18 protein-coding genes are annotated in these 20205 nt (G+C 71.1%); 12 read left to right on the top strand and 6 right to left on the bottom strand.

Annotation, left to right across the window (positions count from 1 at the left end; genetic code table 11):
* Positions 1 to 122: 122 nt before the first annotated feature.
* Positions 123 to 959, bottom strand: coding sequence for an exodeoxyribonuclease III (locus BN1056_RS04910; protein WP_210579520.1), 837 nt, complete (start codon positions 957 to 959; stop codon positions 123 to 125).
* 165 nt (positions 960 to 1124) lie between these two features.
* On the opposite strand from BN1056_RS04910, the gene BN1056_RS04905 reads away from it, so the two are divergent.
* A complete protein-coding gene (locus BN1056_RS04905; RefSeq protein WP_083565310.1) occupies positions 1125 to 1532 on the top strand; it encodes an acylphosphatase in 408 nt (135 codons plus the stop codon).
* Positions 1533 to 1672: 140 nt separating this feature from the next.
* Here BN1056_RS04905 and BN1056_RS04900 read toward each other — a convergent pair whose 3' ends face one another.
* The 4 genes from BN1056_RS04900 to galK all read right to left on the bottom strand — a co-directional run bounded on the left by BN1056_RS04900 (position 1673) and on the right by galK (position 6494).
* Entirely contained in the window at positions 1673 to 2992 is a 1320-nt protein-coding gene (locus tag BN1056_RS04900; protein WP_210579519.1) for an ABC transporter permease, read from the bottom strand.
* Entirely contained in the window at positions 2989 to 3801 is an 813-nt protein-coding gene (locus BN1056_RS04895; protein ID WP_170866429.1) for an ABC transporter ATP-binding protein, read from the bottom strand. Before BN1056_RS04895 ends, BN1056_RS04900 begins: the two co-directional genes overlap by 4 nt.
* Positions 3798 to 4838: a permuted SH3 domain-containing protein gene (locus tag BN1056_RS04890; protein WP_244671508.1), complete on the bottom strand. Its 1041-nt coding sequence runs from the start codon at positions 4836 to 4838 to the stop codon at positions 3798 to 3800. Before BN1056_RS04890 ends, BN1056_RS04895 begins: the two co-directional genes overlap by 4 nt.
* Positions 4839 to 5186: 348 nt before the next feature.
* Complete coding sequence (gene galK / locus BN1056_RS04885) at positions 5187 to 6494, bottom strand: galactokinase (RefSeq protein WP_210579517.1); 1308 nt, start codon at positions 6492 to 6494, stop codon at positions 5187 to 5189.
* A gap of 158 nt (positions 6495 to 6652) precedes the next feature.
* Here galK and BN1056_RS04880 point away from each other — a divergent pair, with 158 nt between their 5' ends.
* The 10 genes from BN1056_RS04880 (at position 6653) to deoC (ending at position 17358) form a co-directional block, all read left to right on the top strand.
* Complete coding sequence (locus BN1056_RS04880; protein WP_210579516.1) at positions 6653 to 7234, top strand: 2'-5' RNA ligase family protein; 582 nt, start codon at positions 6653 to 6655, stop codon at positions 7232 to 7234.
* Positions 7235 to 7238: 4 nt separating this feature from the next.
* Complete coding sequence (locus tag BN1056_RS04875) at positions 7239 to 8396, top strand: mannose-1-phosphate guanylyltransferase (RefSeq protein WP_210579515.1); 1158 nt, start codon at positions 7239 to 7241, stop codon at positions 8394 to 8396.
* 299 nt (positions 8397 to 8695) lie between these two features.
* Entirely contained in the window at positions 8696 to 9793 is a 1098-nt protein-coding gene (locus BN1056_RS04870; protein WP_210579513.1) for a BMP family lipoprotein, read from the top strand.
* A gap of 157 nt (positions 9794 to 9950) precedes the next feature.
* On the top strand, positions 9951 to 11474 hold the full coding sequence (locus tag BN1056_RS04865; protein ID WP_210579511.1) for an ABC transporter ATP-binding protein: 1524 nt from the start codon (positions 9951 to 9953) through the stop codon (positions 11472 to 11474).
* Entirely contained in the window at positions 11474 to 12754 is a 1281-nt protein-coding gene (locus BN1056_RS04860; RefSeq protein WP_210579509.1) for an ABC transporter permease, read from the top strand. Before BN1056_RS04865 ends, BN1056_RS04860 begins: the two co-directional genes overlap by 1 nt.
* A 3-nt stretch (positions 12755 to 12757) precedes the next feature.
* Entirely contained in the window at positions 12758 to 14050 is a 1293-nt protein-coding gene (locus BN1056_RS04855; protein WP_210579507.1) for an ABC transporter permease, read from the top strand.
* 71 nt (positions 14051 to 14121) lie between these two features.
* Entirely contained in the window at positions 14122 to 14544 is a 423-nt protein-coding gene (locus BN1056_RS04850; protein ID WP_210579562.1) for a cytidine deaminase, read from the top strand.
* A gap of 26 nt (positions 14545 to 14570) precedes the next feature.
* A complete protein-coding gene (locus BN1056_RS04845; protein ID WP_210579561.1) occupies positions 14571 to 15890 on the top strand; it encodes a thymidine phosphorylase in 1320 nt (439 codons plus the stop codon).
* A gap of 9 nt (positions 15891 to 15899) precedes the next feature.
* Positions 15900 to 16691, top strand: coding sequence for a hypothetical protein (locus BN1056_RS04840; RefSeq protein WP_210579505.1), 792 nt, complete (start codon positions 15900 to 15902; stop codon positions 16689 to 16691).
* Positions 16692 to 16704: 13 nt separating this feature from the next.
* On the top strand, positions 16705 to 17358 hold the full coding sequence (gene deoC, locus BN1056_RS04835; RefSeq protein WP_210579503.1) for a deoxyribose-phosphate aldolase: 654 nt from the start codon (positions 16705 to 16707) through the stop codon (positions 17356 to 17358).
* 60 nt (positions 17359 to 17418) lie between these two features.
* On the opposite strand, the gene BN1056_RS04830 is transcribed toward deoC, so the two are convergent.
* Positions 17419 to 19155, bottom strand: a complete 1737-nt coding sequence (locus BN1056_RS04830; RefSeq protein WP_210579501.1) for a phospho-sugar mutase — start codon at positions 19153 to 19155, stop codon at positions 17419 to 17421.
* Between the two features lie 146 nt (positions 19156 to 19301).
* Here BN1056_RS04830 and BN1056_RS04825 point away from each other — a divergent pair, with 146 nt between their 5' ends.
* Complete coding sequence (locus BN1056_RS04825; RefSeq protein ID WP_210579499.1) at positions 19302 to 20129, top strand: LOG family protein; 828 nt, start codon at positions 19302 to 19304, stop codon at positions 20127 to 20129.
* Positions 20130 to 20205: the final 76 nt, after the last annotated feature.

The following is a 20205-nucleotide window of genomic DNA, read 5'->3' as shown; positions in this document are numbered from 1 at the left end:
GGTGCCGAACCGTCGTAAGGAGGTACGAACCGCCGACCGGAAAGTACGAACCGTCGGTGTTGGTGCCGAACCGTCGTAAGGAGGTACGAACCGTCTCAGAGGGTGATAAGCGACAAACCGCCTCAGAGGTCGTAGTCGACGACGACCGGGGCGTGGTCCGACCAGCGCTCGGCGTAGCTGGGCGCCCGGTCCACGGTGAAGGCGCGGGCCCGCCCGGCCAGCTGCGGCGTAGCCACCTGGTAGTCGATGCGCCAGCCGGCGTCGTTGTCGAAGGCCTTGCCGCGCTGCGACCACCAGGTATACGGGCCCTGTGCGTCGGGCGCGAGACTGCGGGCCACGTCCACCCAGCCGGCCCCGAACCACCTCTCGAGGTAGGCGATCTCCTCATCCAACACGCCCGCGGACTTGTTGTGGTTGGGCCGCCAGTTCTTGATGTCCCGCTCGGAGCGCACGATGTTCAGGTCACCGGCCATGAGCACCTGTGGACCGCCGGCCGCCGCGCCTGCCAGCAGCGATGACATGCGCGCGTCCACCAGGTTCAGGTGGGCGTACTTCTGGTCCATCTTGATCGTCCCGACCTGGCCGGAGTGGAAGTAGGCGGAGACGACCGTCAGCGGGGTTTGTGCCCCGGCGCCGTTGGTGGCCGTCAGGTCCATTTCCAGCCAGCGGCCGGAGTCCACATCAGGCTCCTCGCTCCCCGGTGTGCTGACGCCGCGACGCACCGCGCCCACGGTCACCGGCGCCCCTTGGCGCACCGCGACGGCGACGCCGGCCCTTCCCTTCACCCGGCAAGGCCAGATCACCGACTCGTACCCGGGCAGCAGCGCGGCCGCGGTGGTCTCGTCGGCTCGCACCTCCTGCACCAGCAGTACATCCGGGGCGCTGGACTCCAGCCAGGAATCCATGTGCTTGCGGGCTGCGGCCCGGATGCCGTTGACGTTGATGGTGGCTACGCGCATAACGCCCGAGTGTACGTGCGTGTCGGCCTGGCCACGAGCTGGATCCGATGAGCGCGTTCGGTGCCGTCGTAACTACCGATCTCGGCACGTAACGTCTACCGACCTCGGCGGAGCACTGCGCCGTCGGCCCTGTAAGGCGGGCCGGTTTCCTGCGACAATGGGCATATGCCGCGCAGCTTCTTCGACGTCTTCCGCCGTCCGGCGAACCAGCCCGCCGCCGACGCCACGGACAAGAGTGCTGCGGACCGGGCCGCCGCCCACTCCGGGGACGACTCCGCCAGCGCCGACACCGAACGCCGGCGCACGATTCACGCCATCGTCTCCGGCCGCGTGCAAGGAGTCGGCTTCCGCTGGTCCTGCATGGAGGAGGGGGAGCGGCTCGGGCTGGTCGGCGAGGTACGCAACCTGGACGACGGCGACGTGGAGGTCTTCGCCCAGGGGCCGGCCGACGACGTCGCCCGCATGATCGCCTGGCTGTACCACGGCCCCCGCTGGGCGAATGTCGCCTCCGTGCACGTCACCGACCTGCGTCCCGGCAGCCTGCGCCATCGCGCCTTCGTCATGGGTAACTGACGTTCCACGACCTTGATGTACGTTGCACGATCCCGGGGCGGTCGTGGAACACTCCCCGAGGTCGTGGAACGCGAGGACAACCGGTGGAACGCACCGCTCGGTTACCCCGGTGCGACCGGTAAACCCCTGCCGCGCCGCGGTCAGTAGCGGATCGCGTCAATGGGCTTGATGCGCACGGCCACCACCGCCGGGATAATGCCGGACAGGGCACCCACCCCGGTCGCGGCGATCAACCCGATCAGGGCGGCGGACATGGGGAACGGCGGCCGGGTCTCCACCGCCACCCCCAGCAGCGTGCCGAGCGGCGCGACCCGCATCCCCACGATCGCGATGCCGATGCCGATGATCCCGGCGACCACGGTCGCCACCACCGACTCCAGCATGATGGAGAAGAAGATGCGCCGACTGGTCGCCCCGAAGGCGCGGCGCACGCCGATCTCGTGAATGCGCTGGCGCACCGTCACCATGGAGATGTTGATCAGGCTGAGCGCGCCGAGGATCATGACGAACACGCCCGCAATGGTCACCGTGGTGGTGAACCCGCCGGTGTCCAGGCCCTGCATGCCGTCGGTGTTCGACCAGGCGTTCGTGGATCCCGCCCCGAACTGGGCGTCCAGGTCTTGGGTGGCCAGGCTGATCAGCTCCTGTTCCTGTTCCGGGCCGGCCCAGATCTCCAACGTCGGCGCGGGCAGGGAGGCCTGCGCCTCGCCACCCAGCCACTGCTCGTACGGTCCGGTCAGTGCGAAGGCGCTGATCGTCTGGTAGCAGTAGTCGGCGGCATCGACGTCGTTCTCGCACCAGGTCAGGTCGTCTGGCTTGAGCACCCCGACGATGGTGAAGGTCGTCTGGGCGGGGGAGTAGGCGCGCACGGTCAGCGGGCCGTCCAGGGTGGTATAGCCCAGCTCTTCCAGGAAGCCCTGCGAGACCACCAGCGACGGCGAGAGGTCGTCTTCGTCCTCGGCCGAGAACCAGCGGCCCTGCGCCACCGCCGTGTGGTGGAGGGTGCCGTAGCCGAGGCTGACGACGGTTGTCTCCACGCTGCGGGATCCGCCTGGGAAGGCGATGCGCAGGTTCTGCAGGTAGTTGGTGGCCCAGCTGTTGGCGCTGTAGCGGTCGACCAGGTTCATCTCCGCCTTGGTGATGCGCTCGGTGGCCGCGGTGTCACCGCCCGCGCCCTCCGCGCCCGGGTCCTCGGTCGGGCTCGTGCCGCTGTCGCCGCCGGATACGCCGCGGCCGGTGGGGGTGACTTCGATGCGCACGGTGCCGGGGCGGCCCGCATAGGTGGCGATCTCCTGGTCGATGATCGCGCTGGTCACCTGGCCCAGGGCGATCACGAAGGTCATGGCGGCCACGGCTGCGCCCACGCCCACCAGGGAGAGCATGACCCGCAGCTTGCCGATGCGCAGCTGCGCCCACGCCTCCACCAGGGCCCCGAAGAATCCAGTGAAGATGCCCGTCATGACGCTGCCTCCTGCTGCACGGTGTGGCGTCCCTGCGGCTCCGCCGGGCCGTCGCTCTCGGCCGCCGACGGGTCGGTGATCTCCTCGGTGAACTCGTCCAGACCGCCGGTGCGCTCGTGCCGCACGATGATCGGGGTGAGCACCCCGTGGTCGAGCCGGTACTGCTTCTGGGCGCGGCCGGCCACCGCCAGATCGTGGGTGATGACGATCAGGGCCGCCCCGGTCTCGTGGCACTGGCGTTCCAGCAGCCCCATGACCAGGGCGCCGGTGTCCACGTCGAGTGCGCCGGTGGGCTCGTCGGCCAGGATGACCCGCGGGCGGCGGGCCAGGGCGCGGGCGATGGCCACGCGCTGCTGCTCGCCGCCGGACAGACGACCGATGGGGGAGCCGAGCTTGTCCTCCAGGCCGACGGAGGCCAGCAGCTCCTCGGCGCGGCGGGTGCGGGTCCAGAAGGCGGCGCCGGTGTCATACAGGAGCGGCGCGGCCACATTCTCCGTGGTGGACAGTCCCTCGATCAGGTTGAAGGACTGGAACACGAAGCTGAAGGTCTGACCCCGCAGGTGGGCGCGCCTGGCCTCGCTCAGACGGCGCGTGTCCCGCCCGTCCACGGTGTAGGTGCCCTCGGTCGGCTGGTCGATCAGGCCGATCAGGTTCAGCAACGTGGACTTGCCCGTGCCGGAGCGGCCGACCACGGCCACATGCTCGCCGGCGGAAATGTCCAGGTCGACGTTGGTGAGAATATTCAGGGGCGGGGAGTCCGGCACCTCGAAGGTGCGGGCGATGCCCCGCATGCTCAGCAGCGGACTCACAGGAGCTCCTCGCCGTTCTCGTCGTAGCACACCGATCCGTCCGGCTCACAGGTGTTCGGCTCGCCGGTGCGCACCGTGTCCTTGTTCGGCACGAACAGTAGGATCTCGTCCCCCTCGGCCAACCCGTCGGTGACCTGGATGTTCTCGCCGTCGGTGATGCCCAGGGCGACCTCCCGCTCCTCGGCGGCGTCCGGGTCCTCCGGGTCGGTGACCACCCAGACATTCCCCTTGGTGACAGACCCCTCGACGGCGGTGACGGGCACGATCAGCGTATCGGTGGCCGAGCCGGCGTCCACGCCGATGGTCACCGACAGCCCCGGGAAGACCTGCTGGTCGGAGGGCACCGCGCAGCGCACCTCCACGGTGGTGCCGTCGCCGGTGGTGGTGGTGACCTCGCCGGTCTCTGAGGTGGTGGTGGAAGTGGTCTCCCGGGTGCCGATCGTCAGCCCCGTGCACTCGAAGGGCGCCGGCCCGCCGTCCACGGTCAGGGTCGCAGACGACGGCGCATTGGTCAGCCGGTACTGCTGATCGGCGGTGATGGTCCCCTTGGCGGAGTAGGTACCGGGGGAGACGGTGGCCACCACCATACCGACGCTCGTCTCCTGGTCCTTGATCACGTTGAAGGAGACCACGCCGGCGGCCGGCGCGTACACGGTCGACCAGGTGAGCTTGTCCTCCACGGGCGTCTCCACCGGGTTGCCGTCCTCGTCGGTGCTGATGATCGGCTCCTGCGGCTCAACCTGCTTGAGGTAGACCAGCGGCTCCCCCTGGGTGACGGTGGCTCCCTTGCTGACGGCGAAGGAGTCGACGACGCCGTTCAGGGTCGCCTGCGCCTCCACGGCCGCGTCCTCCACGATCTGCCCACTGACGTCCACGGTGTTGGCGATGTCCCCCGTGGTCACGACCGTGGTTTGCGTGGTGGCGTCTATGCCGGGGGAGATGTTCGCGGTGGTGCCCGAGTCGGAGTCGGGGAAGAAGGCGATCTTCACCAGGGCAACCGCGATCACGACGCCGATCAGCAGTTTGATGGTGGGCATGACATAGCGCTTCACGGCGCACCTCCGGTCGGCCGACATGGCCGGAAGCGGCGGCTGGAGGCCGCCGGGTGGTGGGGTGGGCCACGGCGGCGATTGCCGCAGCCCGGGGGACACCCCGAGGCTACGGCGCGGCGGGTGGCAATGCGCTCATCCGCAGGTAGGAGAACACCCTGGTTGGTCCCGGATTCAGGGGTCGGGGATCTCCTCCGCTGGGAGGATGCGGCCCGGCCATCGAGGTGAACCGCGTGGCCCGGGCGGCCGTCAGACGGCTCTGAGAGGACTCCGCGCCGGCCGCCGGGCGGCGGCTGTGTGGCGCTCGCGGCGGGCGTCACACGGACGCCGCGCGGTTCAGACCAAGCGGCCTGCCGGGGCGGAGGGGACCGCGTTCAGGAACGCCGGTGGGGTGAAGCCGTGGTCGGCATAGGCGTCGACGACGGCGCGGGCCACCGCGTCCACGGCGGCGGTATCCACGAGTGCGATGGCGCTGCCGCCGAAGCCGCCTCCGGTCATGCGCGCGCCGTGCGCGCCGGCAGCGCGGGCGGCCTGCACGGCGACGTCGAGCTCGGGGCAGGTGACCTCGTAGTCCACCCGCAGCGACTCGTGGCTGGCATCCATGAGCGCACCCACCTGGGCCAGTTTCTCCCCGGCCAGGGGCGTCCCGTCCTGCAACAGTGCCACCAGGCGGCGGGTGCGGTCGATCTCGGTGACCACGTGGCGGGTGCGCGCCACCAGCACCTCGGCGTCCGCGGGCCCCGAGTCGCGCAGCGTAGCCAGGGCGGCCTCGAGCGAGCCGGGGTCGATGTCCGCCAGCAGTGGGACGCCCAGAATCTCGGCGGCCCGCTCGCAGGCATCCCGGCGGGCCCCGTACTGCCCGTCCACCAGGGAGTGCTTGGCCTTGGTGTCGATCACCAGCAGCGTCAGGCCGGCGGCCGCCAGGTCGAAGGGCACATGCACCACCGAGCCGTCTCGGCAGTCCAGTTCGAGGGCGTGGCCGGCGCGGCAGCGCATGGAGGCGGACTGGTCCATGCCGCCGGTGGGGGCGCCCGCCATCTCGTTCTCGGCGCGGATGCAGGCCTCCACCAGGCGGGCGCGGCCGGCGTCGTCGGGGGTGTCCACCGTCCCGGCCAGGCCCAGTGCGCACACGTCGTCGAGGGCGACGGCGGTGGCGCACTCCAGCGCGGCCGAGGATGACAGGCCGCCGCCCAGCGGCACGCAGGAGTACAGGGCGGCGTCGAAGCCGCGCAGCGGCCCGAGCCCGTCGCGCTCAAGCGCCCAGGCGACGCCCGCCACGTAGGCGTTCCAGTGGCGCACCTCGCCGGGCGTGCCCTTCGGGCCGATCGCGTCCAGGTCCAGCACGTCGATGGCCTCGCGCGTCTGCGGTGACACCAGCCGGATCATGCGGTCGTCGCGGCGACGCAGCGCCAGGTGGGCGCGGTGCGGCAGGGCGATCGGCAGCGCCAGGCCACCGTTGTAGTCGGTGTGCTCCCCGATGACGTTTACGCGGCCGGGCGCGTACCACACGCCGTCGGGCTCGGCGCCGAAGGCTTCACGGAACAGGCCGGTGGCGGCGTCCACACCCTCCTGCGGACTCAGCGCGGGGGAGAAGACGGGCTCGGATCCGGCGACGGCGGCGGGCGGGGTCTCGGTGCGCGGCATGGGCCCATTCTGCCAGACGAACCCCCGCCTGTGAGCCCCTGGCAAGCTCCTTCTCCGGTGTCTCCGAGTGACCGCCTCCGGGATGTTTCCACGCCCGCCGCGGGGGTAAGGTGCAGCTGCTGTCAGCCCGTGCCGTCAAGAGGAGGAGTGCGCGCCTCATGGACGTCCCCGCGCCCACGCCCACCCAGTGCGTCCTCGGCGTCACCATCGTGCTGCCCGAGCCGTGGGCCACGCGCGTGCGCGGCGTGCGTCTGGCGGTCGGTGACCCCCATGGCAATGCGATCCCGCCGCACGTGACCCTGCTGCCGCCCACCGCCGTGGAGAAGACGGAGCTGGACGCCGTGACCGCGCACGTGTCCCGGGTGGCGGCCGCCTCCGCTCCCTTCACCCTGCGCGTCGCCGGTGTGGGCACCTTCCGCCCGGTCAGTCCGGTGGTGTTCCTGGGCGTGGCCGAGGGCGGCCCCGCCATCGACGCGCTCCAGCAGGACCTGCGCGCTACCGACGGGCCGCTCAACCGCGGCCTGCGCTTCCCCTTCCACCCGCACATCACCCTCGCTCATGAGGTCGACGACGCCGCCCTGGACCGGGCCGCCCGGGCCGGCCAAGACATCGCGGCGACCTTCGTGGTGGACCGCATCCACCTTCAGCGACTCGCCCCGGACGGCAGCTGGGCCTCCCTGGTCAGCCCGGCGCTGGGAGTGCGGGCGCACCCGGACGGGGTGGACCACCCGTTAGCCTGAACGCGTGAACGCCGAGCCCCGCCCCGACCAGCCCGCCCCCGCGACCGCATCCACGGCCCCCGCCATCCACGCGATCATTCCCGCCGGCGGCGCCGGCACCCGGCTGTGGCCGCTGAGCCGCAAGGCCCGCCCCAAGTTCCTGCTGGACCTGACCGGCACCGGACGCAGCCTGTTGCAGGGCACCGTTGCCCGCCTGGCCCCGCTGGCGGCGACGACGACGGTCGTCACCGGCGTCGCCCACGTCCACGCCGTCGCCCGGCAGCTCCCGGACCTGCCCGAGGAGAACCTGCTGGCCGAGCCGGCTCCGCGCGACTCCATGGCCGCCATCGGCCTGGCCACCGCCCTGATCGCCCACCGGCACGGGCGTGAGGCGATCGTCGGCTCCTTCGCCGCCGACCACCTGGTGGCCGATGACGCCGCCTTCCAGGACGCCGTGCGCCAGGCGGCCGCACTCGCCGAGGCCGGCTGGCTGGTCACCATCGGCATCCAGGCCACCGGACCGTCCACCGCCTTCGGCTACATTCACGCCGGCGAGGCCCTGGATGTGCCCGGGGCGCCGGACGGGCGCCGCGTGCTCGACTTCGCCGAGAAGCCGGATGCCGCCACCGCCTCCCGCTACCTGGCCACCGGCGACTACCGGTGGAACGCCGGCATGTTCGTGGTGCGTGCCGGCGTGCTGCTGGACCACCTGGCGGTGGGCCGGCCGGCGCTGGCGGCCGGCATCGAGGAGATCGCCGCCGCCTGGGACACCCCCGCGCGCGACGCCGTCATGGCGCGGATATGGCCCGGCCTGGAGGCGATTGCCATCGACCACGCCATCGCCGAGCCCGTGGCCGCCGCCGGCGGCGTGGCCACCGTCCCCGGGAACATGGGTTGGGACGACGTCGGCGGATTCGACACCCTGGCCGAGCTGATTCCCGCGGTCACCTCCGGGCCGGCGGCCGGAGTCGAAGTGCTGGGGGAGGCCGACGTGGAGGCGGTGGGTGCCGACGGCGCCCTGGTCGCCTCCAGCACCGACCGGAAGGTGGTGCTGCTGGGGGTGCCCGGCATCGTCGTCGTTGACACCCCCGACGCACTGCTGGTGACCACCCCGGAGCACGCCCAGGATGTCAAGGGCGTCGTCGACCGGCTCAAGGCGGCCGGGCGGGACGCGCTCCTGTGACCGGGCCGGGGCGTAGGCCCGACCCGCGGGCTCCGCGTCCGGCCCGTGCCGCGGGCTCGCCCCCGCCTGCAAGCCCTGCAAGACCCTGCAAGGCGGAGGTCGGCAGAATCCGGTTAGCGGCATCATTGCCAGCTGAAAGGTAACTGGGGCGTGGGTCACGTCATGGTCGCAATATGGCGCTGTAACGCCAATTGTGAGGCAGACCGCGGGGAAGCGTCTATCCTAGATATCCGAGCCAGCGCCGTCCCGGCCAGCTCCTTGCAAGGGCGCAAGCCCGTACCTCATCTGGAGACACGACCGTGAAGAAGAAGTATCCCGCCATTACGCTCGGCCTGGTCGCAGCGCTGTCGCTTGCCGCCTGCGGCTCGGCCCCCGACTCCGACTCCTCCGGCGGAGACACCGGCGATTTCCTCGCCTGCATGGTGTCCGACGAGGGCGGGTTCGACGACCAGTCCTTCAACCAGTCCGGCAAGGAGGGTCTGGACCGCGCCGGCAGCGAACTCGGCGTGAAGACCAAGGCCGTCGAGTCCCAGTCGGCGGCCGACTACCCCACCAACGTCGACTCCCTGATCCAGCAGAACTGCAACCTGATCATCGGCGTCGGATTCAACCTCGCCGCGGACCTGACCACCGCGGCCCAGGAGAACCCGGACATCAACTTCGCCCTGATCGACTCCAGCTTCGCCGACGCCGAGGGCAACGCGGTCGAGCTGGACAACGCCAAGCCGCTGATCTTCAACACCGCGGAGGCCGCCTACCTCGCCGGCTACGCCGCCGCCGGCACCACCGAGAGCGGCAAGGTCGCCACCTACGGTGGCCAGGCCATCCCCACCGTGCAGATCTTCATGGAGGGCTTCGCCAAGGGCGTGGAGAAGTACAACGAGGACAACGACGCCGACGTCGAGGTCCTCGGCTGGAACCCCGACGACCCGAGCTCCGGCTCCTTCGTGGGCAACTTCTCCGACACCGCCAAGGGGCAGCAGCTGACCGAGCAGTTCCTGTCCCAGGGTGCCGACATCGTGATGCCCGTGGCCGGCCCGGTCGGTTCCGGCACCATCGCGGCGGTCAAGGCGGCCGGTGACGACGCCAACGGCGTGGTCTGGGTCGACGCCGACGGCTACCTCACCACCGAGTCCATCGGCGGCAGCCAGTACATGGTCACCTCCGTGATGAAGGGCATCGACACCGCCGTCTACGACGCCGTCAAGGAGGCTTCGGAGGGCAACTTCACCTCCGACCCCTTCATCGGCACGCTCGCCAATGACGGTGTCTCCATCGCCGACTTCCACGACTGGTCCGACCGGGTCCCCGACGACGTCAAGGAGCAGGTCGAGGCGCTCAAGCAGCAGATCATCGACGGCACGCTCGACGTCTCCACGCCGTACGACCCGTCCTGATCGGCCCCGTGCCAAATCAACCCAGTGACGCCGTCGTCCTTGACGGGGCGGCGGCGTCACTGTCGTTCGGGTGGCGCCGGCGCCGCCCGAACACCACATCACCCCCAGTCCACCACACCCACCAGTACCGCCTGAACCCACAGGAAGCGAGCCCCACGTGAAGCTCGAGCTCCGCGGAATTACCAAGGTCTTCGGCCCCCTCGTGGCCAATGACCACATCGACGTCACCGTCGAACCCGGCCAGATCCACGCCCTCCTGGGCGAGAACGGCGCCGGCAAGTCAACGCTGATGAACGTCTTGTACGGCCTGTACGACGCCGATGATGGCGAGATCCTCATCGACGGCCGGCCGGTCACCTTCAAGGGCCCCGGCGACGCCGTCGCCGCCGGCATCGGCATGGTCCACCAGCACTTCATGCTCGTGCCCGTGTTCACCGTGGCCGAGTCCGTGGCCCTGGGCTACGAGCCGGTCGGCAAGGCCGGCATCATCGACACCAAGGCCGCTGCCGCGAAGGTGCGGGAAATCTCCGAGCGCTTCGGCTTCGACGTGGACCCGAACGCCTACATCGAAGACCTGCCTGTGGGCGTGCAGCAGCGCGTCGAGATCATCAAGGCCCTCTCCCGCGATGCCAAGGTCCTCATCCTGGATGAGCCCACCGCCGTGCTCACCCCGCAGGAGACCGACGAGCTGATCGCCATCATGCGCGATCTCAAGGCCGCCGGCACCTCCATCGTGTTCATCACCCACAAGCTGCGCGAGGTGCGCGAGGTGGCGGACACGATCACCGTCATCCGCCGCGGCAAGGTCGTCGGCACCGCCGAGCCCACCGCCTCCGAGTCGGAGCTCGCCGGGCTCATGGTCGGCCACTCCGTCTCCCTCACGGTGGCCAAGGACGCCCCCACGCTGGGCGGCGTCGGCCTGGAGCTGAAGGACATCAGCCTGGTCGATGAGGGCAGCACCCTGCTCGACGACGTCAGCCTGCAGGTCCGCTCCGGCGAGATCGTCGGTGTGGCCGGGGTGCAGGGCAATGGCCAGACCGAGCTTGCCGACGTACTGCTGGGGCTGCGCGCCCCCACCGCCGGTTCCGTGCACTTCGGCGGCCAGGACGTAACCGCCCTGGGCGTGCACCGGCGCATCGACGCCGGCCTCGGCTTCGTCCCCGAGGACCGCTCCACCGACGGCATGGTGGCCGCATTCTCCGTGGCCGAAAACATGATCCTGGACCGCTTCGACGATCCCGCCTTCGGCTCGGGCCCGTCCATCAGCCCCACCAAGGTCCGTAACCACGCCGAGCAGTTGCGCGACGAGTTCGACGTACGCGTCACCGACGTCGCCGACCCCATCTCCACTCTGTCGGGTGGCAACCAGCAGAAGGCGATCCTCGCCCGGGAGCTGTCCCGCCAGCTGAAGGTACTGGTGGCCTCGCAGCCCACCCGCGGGCTCGACGTCGGCTCCATCGAGTTCGTCCACAAGCGCATCGTGGCCGAGCGCGACAACGACACCGCCGTGTTGATCATCTCCTCTGAGTTGGATGAGATCTACTCCCTGTCAGACCGCATCGCCGTCATGTACCGCGGCCGGATCGTCGGCATCGTGCCGCCGGATACGCCCCGCGACGTGCTGGGCCTCATGATGGCCGGCGTCCCCCTCGACCAGGCCCGCGCCCAGGAGGAGAACTGATGAGCGAAGCCACCCCCGCGTCCCCACGTGCCGAGCGCGCCCAGGCGCAGCCGGAACGCCCCGGCATCCTGCGGCAGATCGCCGAGTCCAACGCCCTGATGGGCGTACTCGCCGTCGTTTCCGCCATGATCGTCGGCTCGCTGTTGATCCTGTTCGCCGACGACAACGTGCGCACCACGGCCGGTTACCTGTTCGCCCGCCCCGGCGACTTCTTCGGTGCGGTCGGCTCATGCCTGGTTGACGCCTACGCGGCCATGCTCCGCGGCGGCATCTTCGACTGGCAGGCCTCCTCGGTCGCGCGCATGTGGCGCCCCATCACCGAAACGCTGACCGTGGCCACGCCGCTGATTCTGGCGGGCCTGGGCATGGCGGTGGCCTTCCGCGCCGGCCTGTTCAACGTCGGTGGGCAGGGGCAGATCATCCTCGGCGCCATCGTCGGCGGCTACGTCGGCTTCGCCTGGAACCTGCCCAGCGGGCTGCACATGCTGGTGGCGGTGCTCGGCGCGATCGTCGGCGGCGCCGTGTGGGGTGCCATTCCCGGTGTGCTGCGCGCCACCACCGGTGCGAGCGAGGTCATCACCACCATCATGCTCAACTCCGTCGCCGGCTACCTGATGGCGCACCTGCTGACCACCGCCACCTTCATCGGTGCGGGCAACGCCAACCCCAAGTCACTGCCGGTGGCGGCCAGCGCCCAATACCCGAAGCTGATCGGTGGGCCATTCCGCCTGCACCTGGGCTTCATCGTGGCCCTGCTGGCCGCATTGTTCGTGTGGTGGCTGCTGGAACGCAGCGAGATCGGCTTCCAGTTCCGCGCCACGGGCCTGAACCCGCAGGCGGCGCTGACAGCCGGCATCAACGTGCCCCGGATCACCGCCCTGGTCATGATTGTCTCCGGCGCGCTGTGCGGGCTGGCGGCAACCGCGCCGGTGCTCGGCACCCAGCACTACCTGACCGGCTCGGTGGCCGGAAGCATCGGCTTCGATGCCATGACCGTGGCCCTGCTGGGCCGCTCGACCCCGCAGGGCACCGTGCTGGCGGGACTCCTGTTCGGGGCCCTGACCGCCGGCGGCACCACCATGCAGGCCGCCACCGGCACCCCGATCGACATCGTGCTGGTGCTGCAGTCCATGATCGTCCTATTCATCGCGGCCCCGCCGCTGGTGCGCGCCATCTACCACCTGCCCGCACCCGGCTCCTGGCGGCGCCGCCGCCGCGAGGCCGTCGACGCCGCAACCGCCGTCGCCGCCCCGGCCGCCGCCGAGAAGAAGGAGGCCTGAGCCATGACCGCCTCATCCACCGCCGCGCCGACCCGTGACGCCCGCCCGGAAGCGGAGCCGGCCGCCGTCGTCGAGCCGATCGCATACAAGCTGCCGATCACCGGCGCCGTCGTAGTCATCCTGGAACTGCTGATGGGCCTGGCCAGCCACGGCGACACCCGCTTCCAGCTGGCCACCAAGGCCGACTTCCTGAAGATTCCCGTGCTCACCCTGGGCTCCCGCCCCGTGATCGTGGTGATGGTGCTGCTGGCCGGGGCGATCACCGCCTACATGTGGATGCGCGCGGTCAAACGCGCGCCGATCCCAACCTGGGCGGGGCTGGCGCTGGGAGCCAGCTTCATCGTCGCCTTCCTCACCTGGGCCGGCGCCGGACGCTCCACCGTCATCCCGCTGGTGACGATCCTTTCCTCCACCCTCGCACTGTCCGTGCCGCTGGTGTTCGGCGGGCTCGCCGGCGTGGTGGGGGAGCGCTCGGGCACCATCAACATCGCCATCGAGGGGCAGCTGCTGGGCGGCGCCTTCCTCGGCGTGGTGGTCGCCTCCATCACCCGCTCCCCCTGGGTCGGCATGATCGCCGCCCCCTTCGCCGGCATCCTGGTGGCCCTGCTGCTGGCCCTGTTCGGCCTGAAGTACCGGGTCAACCAGATCGTCGTCGGCGTGGTGCTGAACGTGTTCGTCTCGGGCCTGACCAGCTTCCTGTTCTCCACCGTGCTCAGCGACAACCCCACCCGGCTGAACGCATCCATGCGCCTGCCCACCCTGCCGATTCCGGTGCTCTCCCAGATCCCGATCATCGGCCCGGTGCTGTTCCGACAGACGATCCTGGTGTACCTGATGTATGCGGCCGTCGTGGTGCTGTCCTTCATGCTGTTCCGCTCCCGCTGGGGTCTGCGCATGCGCGCCTGCGGTGAGCACCCGCGGGCCGCGGACACCGTCGGCATCAACGTCATGCGCACTCGCGTGAACAACCTGATGCTGGGCGGTGCGCTGGCGGGCCTGGGCGGCGCCTTCTTCACCATCGGCTCCGGGCTGGCCTTCACCAAGGACATGTCATCCGGCAACGGCTATATCGCCCTGGCCGCCATGATCCTGGGCGCCTGGAACCCGGTGGGCACCCTGTACGCCGCGCTCCTGTTCGGCTTCGCCACTGCGGTGGGGCAGACGCTGTCCGTAATCGGCTCCCCGATCCCGGCGAACATCATCTTGATGATCCCCTACATCGTGACCGTCTTCGCCGTCGCCGGCTTCGTGGGGCGCGTGCGCGCCCCCGCCGCCGAGGGGGTCCCGTACCCGTGATCGGCACCGACAACCACCCGGCCGGGCCGGCCCGGGGCGTCTCCGACGCCGCGCCCGCCGTCGACGCGGACATGTGGGCGCGGCTGCGGGCGCTGGCCACCGAAGCCATGCGGTGCGCCTACGCGCCCTACTCCCACTTCCGGGTGGGCGCCGCCGCCCTGGTCGACGACGGCCGCCTCGTGTCCGGCTGCAACGTGGAGAATGCGGGCTACGGGGTAACCCTGTGCGCCGAGTGCGGGCTGGTGTCCGAACTCGTGCGCACCGGCGGCGGCCGTCTGCTCGCCTTCGTGTGCGTCGACGGCGACGGGCGGGTCTGCTCCCCGTGCGGGCGCTGCCGCCAGGTGCTGTCCGAGCACGCCCACCCGCACATGCTGCTGGACATGCCGTCGGGGCTGATGACCATCGACCAGGTGCTTCCCGACCGCTTCAGCAGCGCCGACATCGACCGGGTCACCGGCACATCCGCACCCGCACCAGAAGGAGATCGGCCGTGACCACAGCCCCCAACTCCGCCCCCGGCGTGGAGCCCTTCGACGCCGTCGACGTGATCGCCGCCAAGCGGGACCGCCAGCGGCTCAGCGACGCCCAGATCGACTGGGTGGTGGACGCCTACACCCGTGGGGTGGTCGCCGACGAGCAGATGAGCGCTCTGGCGATGGCGATCTACCTGAACGGCATGGACCGGGGTGAGATCGCCCGCTGGACCGACGCCATGATCCGCTCGGGGGAGCGCATGGACTTCTCCGGTCTGGGACGCCCCACCGCGGACAAGCACTCCACCGGCGGCGTGGGTGACAAGATCACCCTGCCGCTGGCGCCGCTGGTAGCCGTCTTCGGCGTCAGCGTTCCGCAGTTGTCCGGCCGCGGCCTGGGGCACACCGGCGGCACGCTGGACAAGCTCGAGTCCATTCCCGGCTGGCGGGCCGCCCTGACCAACGCCGAGATTCTGGACATGCTGTCCGCCTCCGGCCCCGGCGCCGTCATCTGCGCCGCCGGCAGCGGGCTCGCCCCGGCCGACAAGAAGCTGTACGCACTGCGCGACACCACCGCCACCGTCTCCTGCGTGCCGCTGATCGCCTCCTCCATCATGAGCAAGAAGATCGCCGAGGGCACCGGCGCGCTGGTCCTGGACGTGAAGGTCGGCTCCGGCGCCTTCATGAAGGAGGCCGACCAGGCGCGTGAGCTCGCGCAGACGATGGTGGCGCTCGGCACCGACGCCGGGGTGACCACGCGCGCCCTGCTCACCGACATGTCCACCCCACTGGGGCTCACCGCGGGCAACGCCCTGGAGGTGCGTGAGGCCGTCGAGGTGCTTTCCGGCGGAGGCCCTCAAGACGTCGTCGACCTGACCGTGGCGCTGGCGGGAGAGATGCTCTCCGCCGCCGGGCACCCGGTGGACGAGCCGGAGCTGCGCGCCGCCCTGGGCGACGGGCGCGCCATGGACGTGTGGCGGGAGATGATCCGCCGTCAGGACGGGGACCCGGACGCCCCCCTGCCCGTGGCCCCGGAGACCGATACCATCAGCGCCGTCGACGACGGTGTGCTCACCCGCCTGGACGCCCTGGGCGTGGGCGTGGCCGCCTGGCGCCTGGGGGCCGGCCGCGCCCGCAAGGAGGACCCGGTGCAGGCCGTCGCCGGCGTGGAGATGCACGCCAAGCCGGGCGAGAGTGTGCGCGCCGGGCAGCCGCTGCTCACCCTGCACACCGCCACCCCGGAGCGCTTTGAGCGCGCCCGCGCCGCGCTCGATGACGCGATCGCCGTGTGTCCCGCGGACTCGCCCGAGGCGCGCGCCGCCGTGGCCCGCCGCCGTGCCGGCGTCGTGCTGGACCGGATCGTCTGAAGGCACGCCGTGGACACCCGCACCGGCGCGTCCGCACCCCGGGCGCGTGTGGCGAACTCGCGGCTGCGCGTGGGGGGATTCACCACCGCCGGCGATGCCATCACTCTGACCCAGTGCGACGCCACCACCTGCGGCGCCACCGCCGTGCTGGCTGCCCGGCTCCTGCTGGGCCTGCCGGTCGATGACGCCTCTTCGTCGTCGGGCACCGGCGCGGCCCGGCCCGGCCGGGCACTGCGGGACTCCCTGGCGGTCCGCCAGCGCGGTCTGCAGCGGGCCATGAACCGACACGCGCGCGGCCCCCTCGGTCCGCTGCCGTGGACGCGGCGCCTGGGCTCGACCCCGTGGGCGGTGGCCGCGGAGCTGAGTCGTGCCCTGCGGCGGGTGCGCCCCGGCGTAGGGGAGAGCACCGTGACCTGGGTGGACGACCGCGGCATTGGCTGGGGCGGCGTCGTCGCGGGGCTGCGCACCGGACTGGCCGACGGCATGCCCGCCATCCTGCTCACCGGTGGTCCCCTGCTCGGGCGTGCGGCGGCCGCCGGCCGGGCAGGTCGCGCCCTGCGCGCCGCCGTGGGCATCCCCATCCCGCGGCACTACGTGCTGGCCGTGCCCTGGGGAGTGATCGGCCGCGCCGACCCGGGCCCGGGTCGCGTTCACCTGTACGAGCCGTCCTCCGGCACGGTGCGCGCACTGGACCTGCTGGCGCCCCGGCCGGCGCTTGGGAGCGGGCCGCGCGAGCTGGGCGGCTGGCCCCGTGTGCTCGCCGTGCTCGCCCCACCATTACCCTTGACCGAGCGGATCTAGCGAAAGGAAGCTCATGCCCACACGTGCGGAAGTCGCCGCCATTATCGACCACACCCTGCTCAAGCCGGAGGCCACCGGCGCGCAGATCGCCGACCTGGTAGCCCAGGGTGCCGAGCTCGGCACCTACTCGGTGTGCGTGTCCCCCAACCAGCTGCCCGTCCAGGCGCCCGCCGGGATGCACGTGGCCACCGTGTGCGGCTTCCCCTCCGGGGCGCACGCCAGCGCTGTCAAGGCCGCCGAAGCCGCCGACTCCGTCGCCAAGGGCGCGGACGAGGTCGACATGGTGGTCAACCTGAAGCTCGTCAAGGAGCACGACTACGAAGGCGTCGAGGCGGACATTCGCGCCGTCAAGGAGGCCGTGGGGGACAAGCTGCTGAAGGTCATCATCGAGTCGGCCGTGCTCACCGACGACGAGATCGTCGCGGTCTGCCAGGCCGCCGAGCGGGCCGGCGCCGACTATGTGAAGACCTCCACCGGCTTCCACCCCGCCGGCGGTGCTTCGGTGCACGCCGTGGAGCTCATGCGTGCCACCGTGGGGGACCGCCTGGGCGTGAAGGCGTCCGGCGGTATCCGCACCGCTGCGGATGCGCTGGCCATGATCGAGGCGGGCGCCTCCCGGCTGGGCGTGTCCGCCACCGTCGCCATCCTCGACGGCCTGCCCGCCTGACCCGCTCACTACGTCGCCGACCTCAGTGAAAGGGGTGGGGAAGAAGAGGGGTGCGGGTGCTCAGATGCCCAGGACGCCGCGCAGGTCGGCCTTGATCGCCTCCAGGCGCTTGGCGGCGGCGCGGCGCGCCACCTCGACCGGTTCGTCGACGGCGACGGGCATGACCACCTCGCAGTAGCACTTGAGCTTCGGCTCGGTGCCGGAGGGACGCACCACCACGCGGTCGTCGTCGGCGGTCTTGAAGATCAGGCCGTCCGTGGCGGGCAGGCGCTTGCCGTTTCCGTCGGAGGCGCCGTCCATCAGGTCGAAGACGTCCACCACCGGCGAGCCCGCCAACGCCGCGGGGGCCCCGCCGGCGCGCAGCCGCTCCATGGCGTTGGTGATGAAGCTGCGGTCCTCCACCCGCACGCTCAGCGGGCTGGTGGCATACAGGCCGTGCTCACGCGCCAGCCGGTCCAACAGATCGTCGAGCGTGCGCCCCTGCTGCTTGAGCGTGGAGGCCAACACCGCCAGCCGCACGGAGGCGGAGATGCCGTCCTTGTCCCGCACGGCGGCCGGGTCCACGCAGTAGCCCAGCGCCTCCTCGTAGCCGAACACCAGGTTGGGTACGCGGCTGATCCACTTGAAGCCGGTCAGCGTGTTGCGGTGCGCGAGTCCGTGGGCCTGCGCGATCTTGCGCAGCAGACGGGAGGAGACAATGGAGTTGGCCAGCACGCCGGTGCCGTTGAAGGCCGCCAGCTCGGCGGCCTGCTCGCCCAGCAGCGAGCCGACCTCGTCGCCGGTCAGCTGCCGCCAGCCGCCGCGAACGTGCTCGTCGGGGACGGCGGCCGAGCAGCGGTCGGCATCCGGGTCGTTGGCGATGATCAGGTCCGCACCGACCTCGCGGGCGCGTGCGAAGGCCAGGTCCAGAGCGCCGGGCTCCTCCGGGTTGGGGAAGGCGACGGTCGGGAAGTCCGGGTCCGGGTCGAACTGCTCGGGCACCACCACGACGTCGTCGAAGCCCGCCCGGGCCAGCACCTCCCGGCAGATCTGGCCGCCCACGCCGTGCATGGCGGTCAGCACGATCTTCAGCGGGGCGACCGCCTGGGTGCGGGCCGCCTTGACCGCCCGCTGCACATACTCCTCGACCATGTCCGCCCCGATCGTCTCCCAACCGTCCTCGGGCATGGGCACGGAGGCGAGCGGGCCGACGGCGGCGATCTTCTCCGCGATTCCGGCGTCGTGGGGCGGGACGATCTGCGCGCCCTGACCGGAGCCGGTCACCGCGCGCCCGCCCAGGTAGACCTTGTAGCCGTTGTCCTGCGGCGGGTTGTGGGAGGCGGTGACCATGACGCCGGCGTCGGCACCCAGACGGCGCAGCGCGAAGGCGAGCACGGGCGTGGGGCAGTGGGAGTCGAACAGGATGGCGTGGCCGCCCGCACCGGTGACGACGGCGGCGGTGTCGCGGGCGAAGCGGGCCGAGCCGTGGCGGGCGTCGTAGCCGATGACCACCCGGAAGCCGTCACCCAGCATTTCGTGCAGGTAGGCGGACAGCCCCGCGGCGGCGCGAATCACGACCACGCGATTCATGCGGTTGGGGCCGCCGCCCAGGCGCCCGCGCAGCCCGGCGGTGCCGAACTGGAGGGTGCCGGAGAAGGCGTCGGCCAGTGCGGCGGTAGCCGCGGCGTCGCCATCACGGTGAGCGGAGAGCAGGTCCGTCAGTTCCCTGCGGGTGTCTGGGTCCGGATCCTCGGTGATCCAGGCGTTCACGGCGGCATCGAGTTCATTGGTGGCCGCGCGCTCGTGCGCATATGTCATGAGCCGACCGTACCGTGTCGGCGTCGGTGCACGCCCCGCCAGTGACCGCTGTCATGGGTGGTGGTGAGCACATCGGACGCACAGGAAGCAGACTCGCCCCGTGCGCTGCCGCGGGCGGCGGGGCTGCGTGCGGGATCATGCCCTGTATGGCTAAGGACACCAAGGGCGGGCGCAAGCCGCGCCCAACGAACGGTTCACGCGAGATCTACCGCAAGGGCCCGGTGATGCTCCGCGGCGCCCAGATTCCCACGCGTACCACCGACGCCCGGCTCCTCGACCGCCGCGGCGACACCGACTGGCTGCACGCCGATCCGTGGCGCGTGCTGCGCATCCAGTCGGAGTTCGTGGAGGGCTTCGGCGCGCTGGCGGAGGTCGGACCGGCGATCAGCCTGTTCGGCTCCGCCCGCACCGGCGCCGACGACCCGAACTACGCCCTGGCCGAGCAGATCGGGGCGGGACTGGCCGACTCCGGCTACGCCGTCATCACCGGCGGCGGTCCCGGCATCATGGAGGCGGCCAACAAGGGCGCCCGCGAGGCCGGCGGAATCTCGGTGGGGCTGGGCATTGAACTGCCCCACGAGCAGGGGATGAACGACTATGTGGACTTGGGTGTGAACTTCCGCTACTTCTTCGCCCGCAAGACCATGTTCCTGAAGTACTCCGACGGCTTCGTGATCATGCCCGGCGGCATGGGCACCCTCGACGAACTGTTCGAGGCGGTGACGCTGGTACAGACCCAGAAGGTGCCCTCCTTCCCGATCGCCCTGGTGGGCTCGGAGTTCTGGGGCGGCCTGGTGGACTGGCTGCGCGGCACGCTGGTGAAGGCCGCCACGATCGACGCCGACGACGTCGCCCTGCTGCGGGTGGTCGACACCGCCGAGGCCGCGGTCGACTTCGTCGTCGACGCCGCGCGCACCATGCGCGCCAACGGGCTCACCCGCACTCCCGACCGGTCCGAGTGGACCGCCGAGTAAGACCGACGGCGGGCGATAAGCGGCGGCCGCGAGGGGGCCGCGAGGGGATCGTGAAGGCTCGCTGTGGTCCTGCCGT

The organism is Actinomyces succiniciruminis (genome assembly GCF_900002405.1).
Taxonomy (GTDB): Bacteria; Actinomycetota; Actinomycetes; order Actinomycetales; family Actinomycetaceae; genus Actinomyces; species Actinomyces succiniciruminis.
This window is presented reverse-complemented; position numbering and strand designations above follow the sequence as displayed.

Coding starts and splice junctions, on each gene's coding strand:
- BN1056_RS04880 (WP_210579516.1), top strand. CDS start 6,653: ATGGACGTCCCCGCGCCCACGCCCACCCAGTGCGTCCTCGGCGTCACC.
- galK (WP_210579517.1), bottom strand. CDS start 6,494: ATGCCGCGCACCGAGACCCCGCCCGCCGCCGTCGCCGGATCCGAGCCC.
- BN1056_RS04905 (WP_083565310.1), top strand. CDS start 1,125: ATGCCGCGCAGCTTCTTCGACGTCTTCCGCCGTCCGGCGAACCAGCCC.
- BN1056_RS04830 (WP_210579501.1), bottom strand. CDS start 19,155: ATGACATATGCGCACGAGCGCGCGGCCACCAATGAACTCGATGCCGCC.
- BN1056_RS04890 (WP_244671508.1), bottom strand. CDS start 4,838: ATGCCCACCATCAAACTGCTGATCGGCGTCGTGATCGCGGTTGCCCTG.
- deoC (WP_210579503.1), top strand. CDS start 16,705: ATGCCCACACGTGCGGAAGTCGCCGCCATTATCGACCACACCCTGCTC.
- BN1056_RS04860 (WP_210579509.1), top strand. CDS start 11,474: ATGAGCGAAGCCACCCCCGCGTCCCCACGTGCCGAGCGCGCCCAGGCG.
- BN1056_RS04900 (WP_210579519.1), bottom strand. CDS start 2,992: ATGACGGGCATCTTCACTGGATTCTTCGGGGCCCTGGTGGAGGCGTGG.
- BN1056_RS04850 (WP_210579562.1), top strand. CDS start 14,122: ATGTGGGCGCGGCTGCGGGCGCTGGCCACCGAAGCCATGCGGTGCGCC.
- BN1056_RS04825 (WP_210579499.1), top strand. CDS start 19,302: ATGGCTAAGGACACCAAGGGCGGGCGCAAGCCGCGCCCAACGAACGGT.
- BN1056_RS04855 (WP_210579507.1), top strand. CDS start 12,758: ATGACCGCCTCATCCACCGCCGCGCCGACCCGTGACGCCCGCCCGGAA.
- BN1056_RS04910 (WP_210579520.1), bottom strand. CDS start 959: ATGCGCGTAGCCACCATCAACGTCAACGGCATCCGGGCCGCAGCCCGC.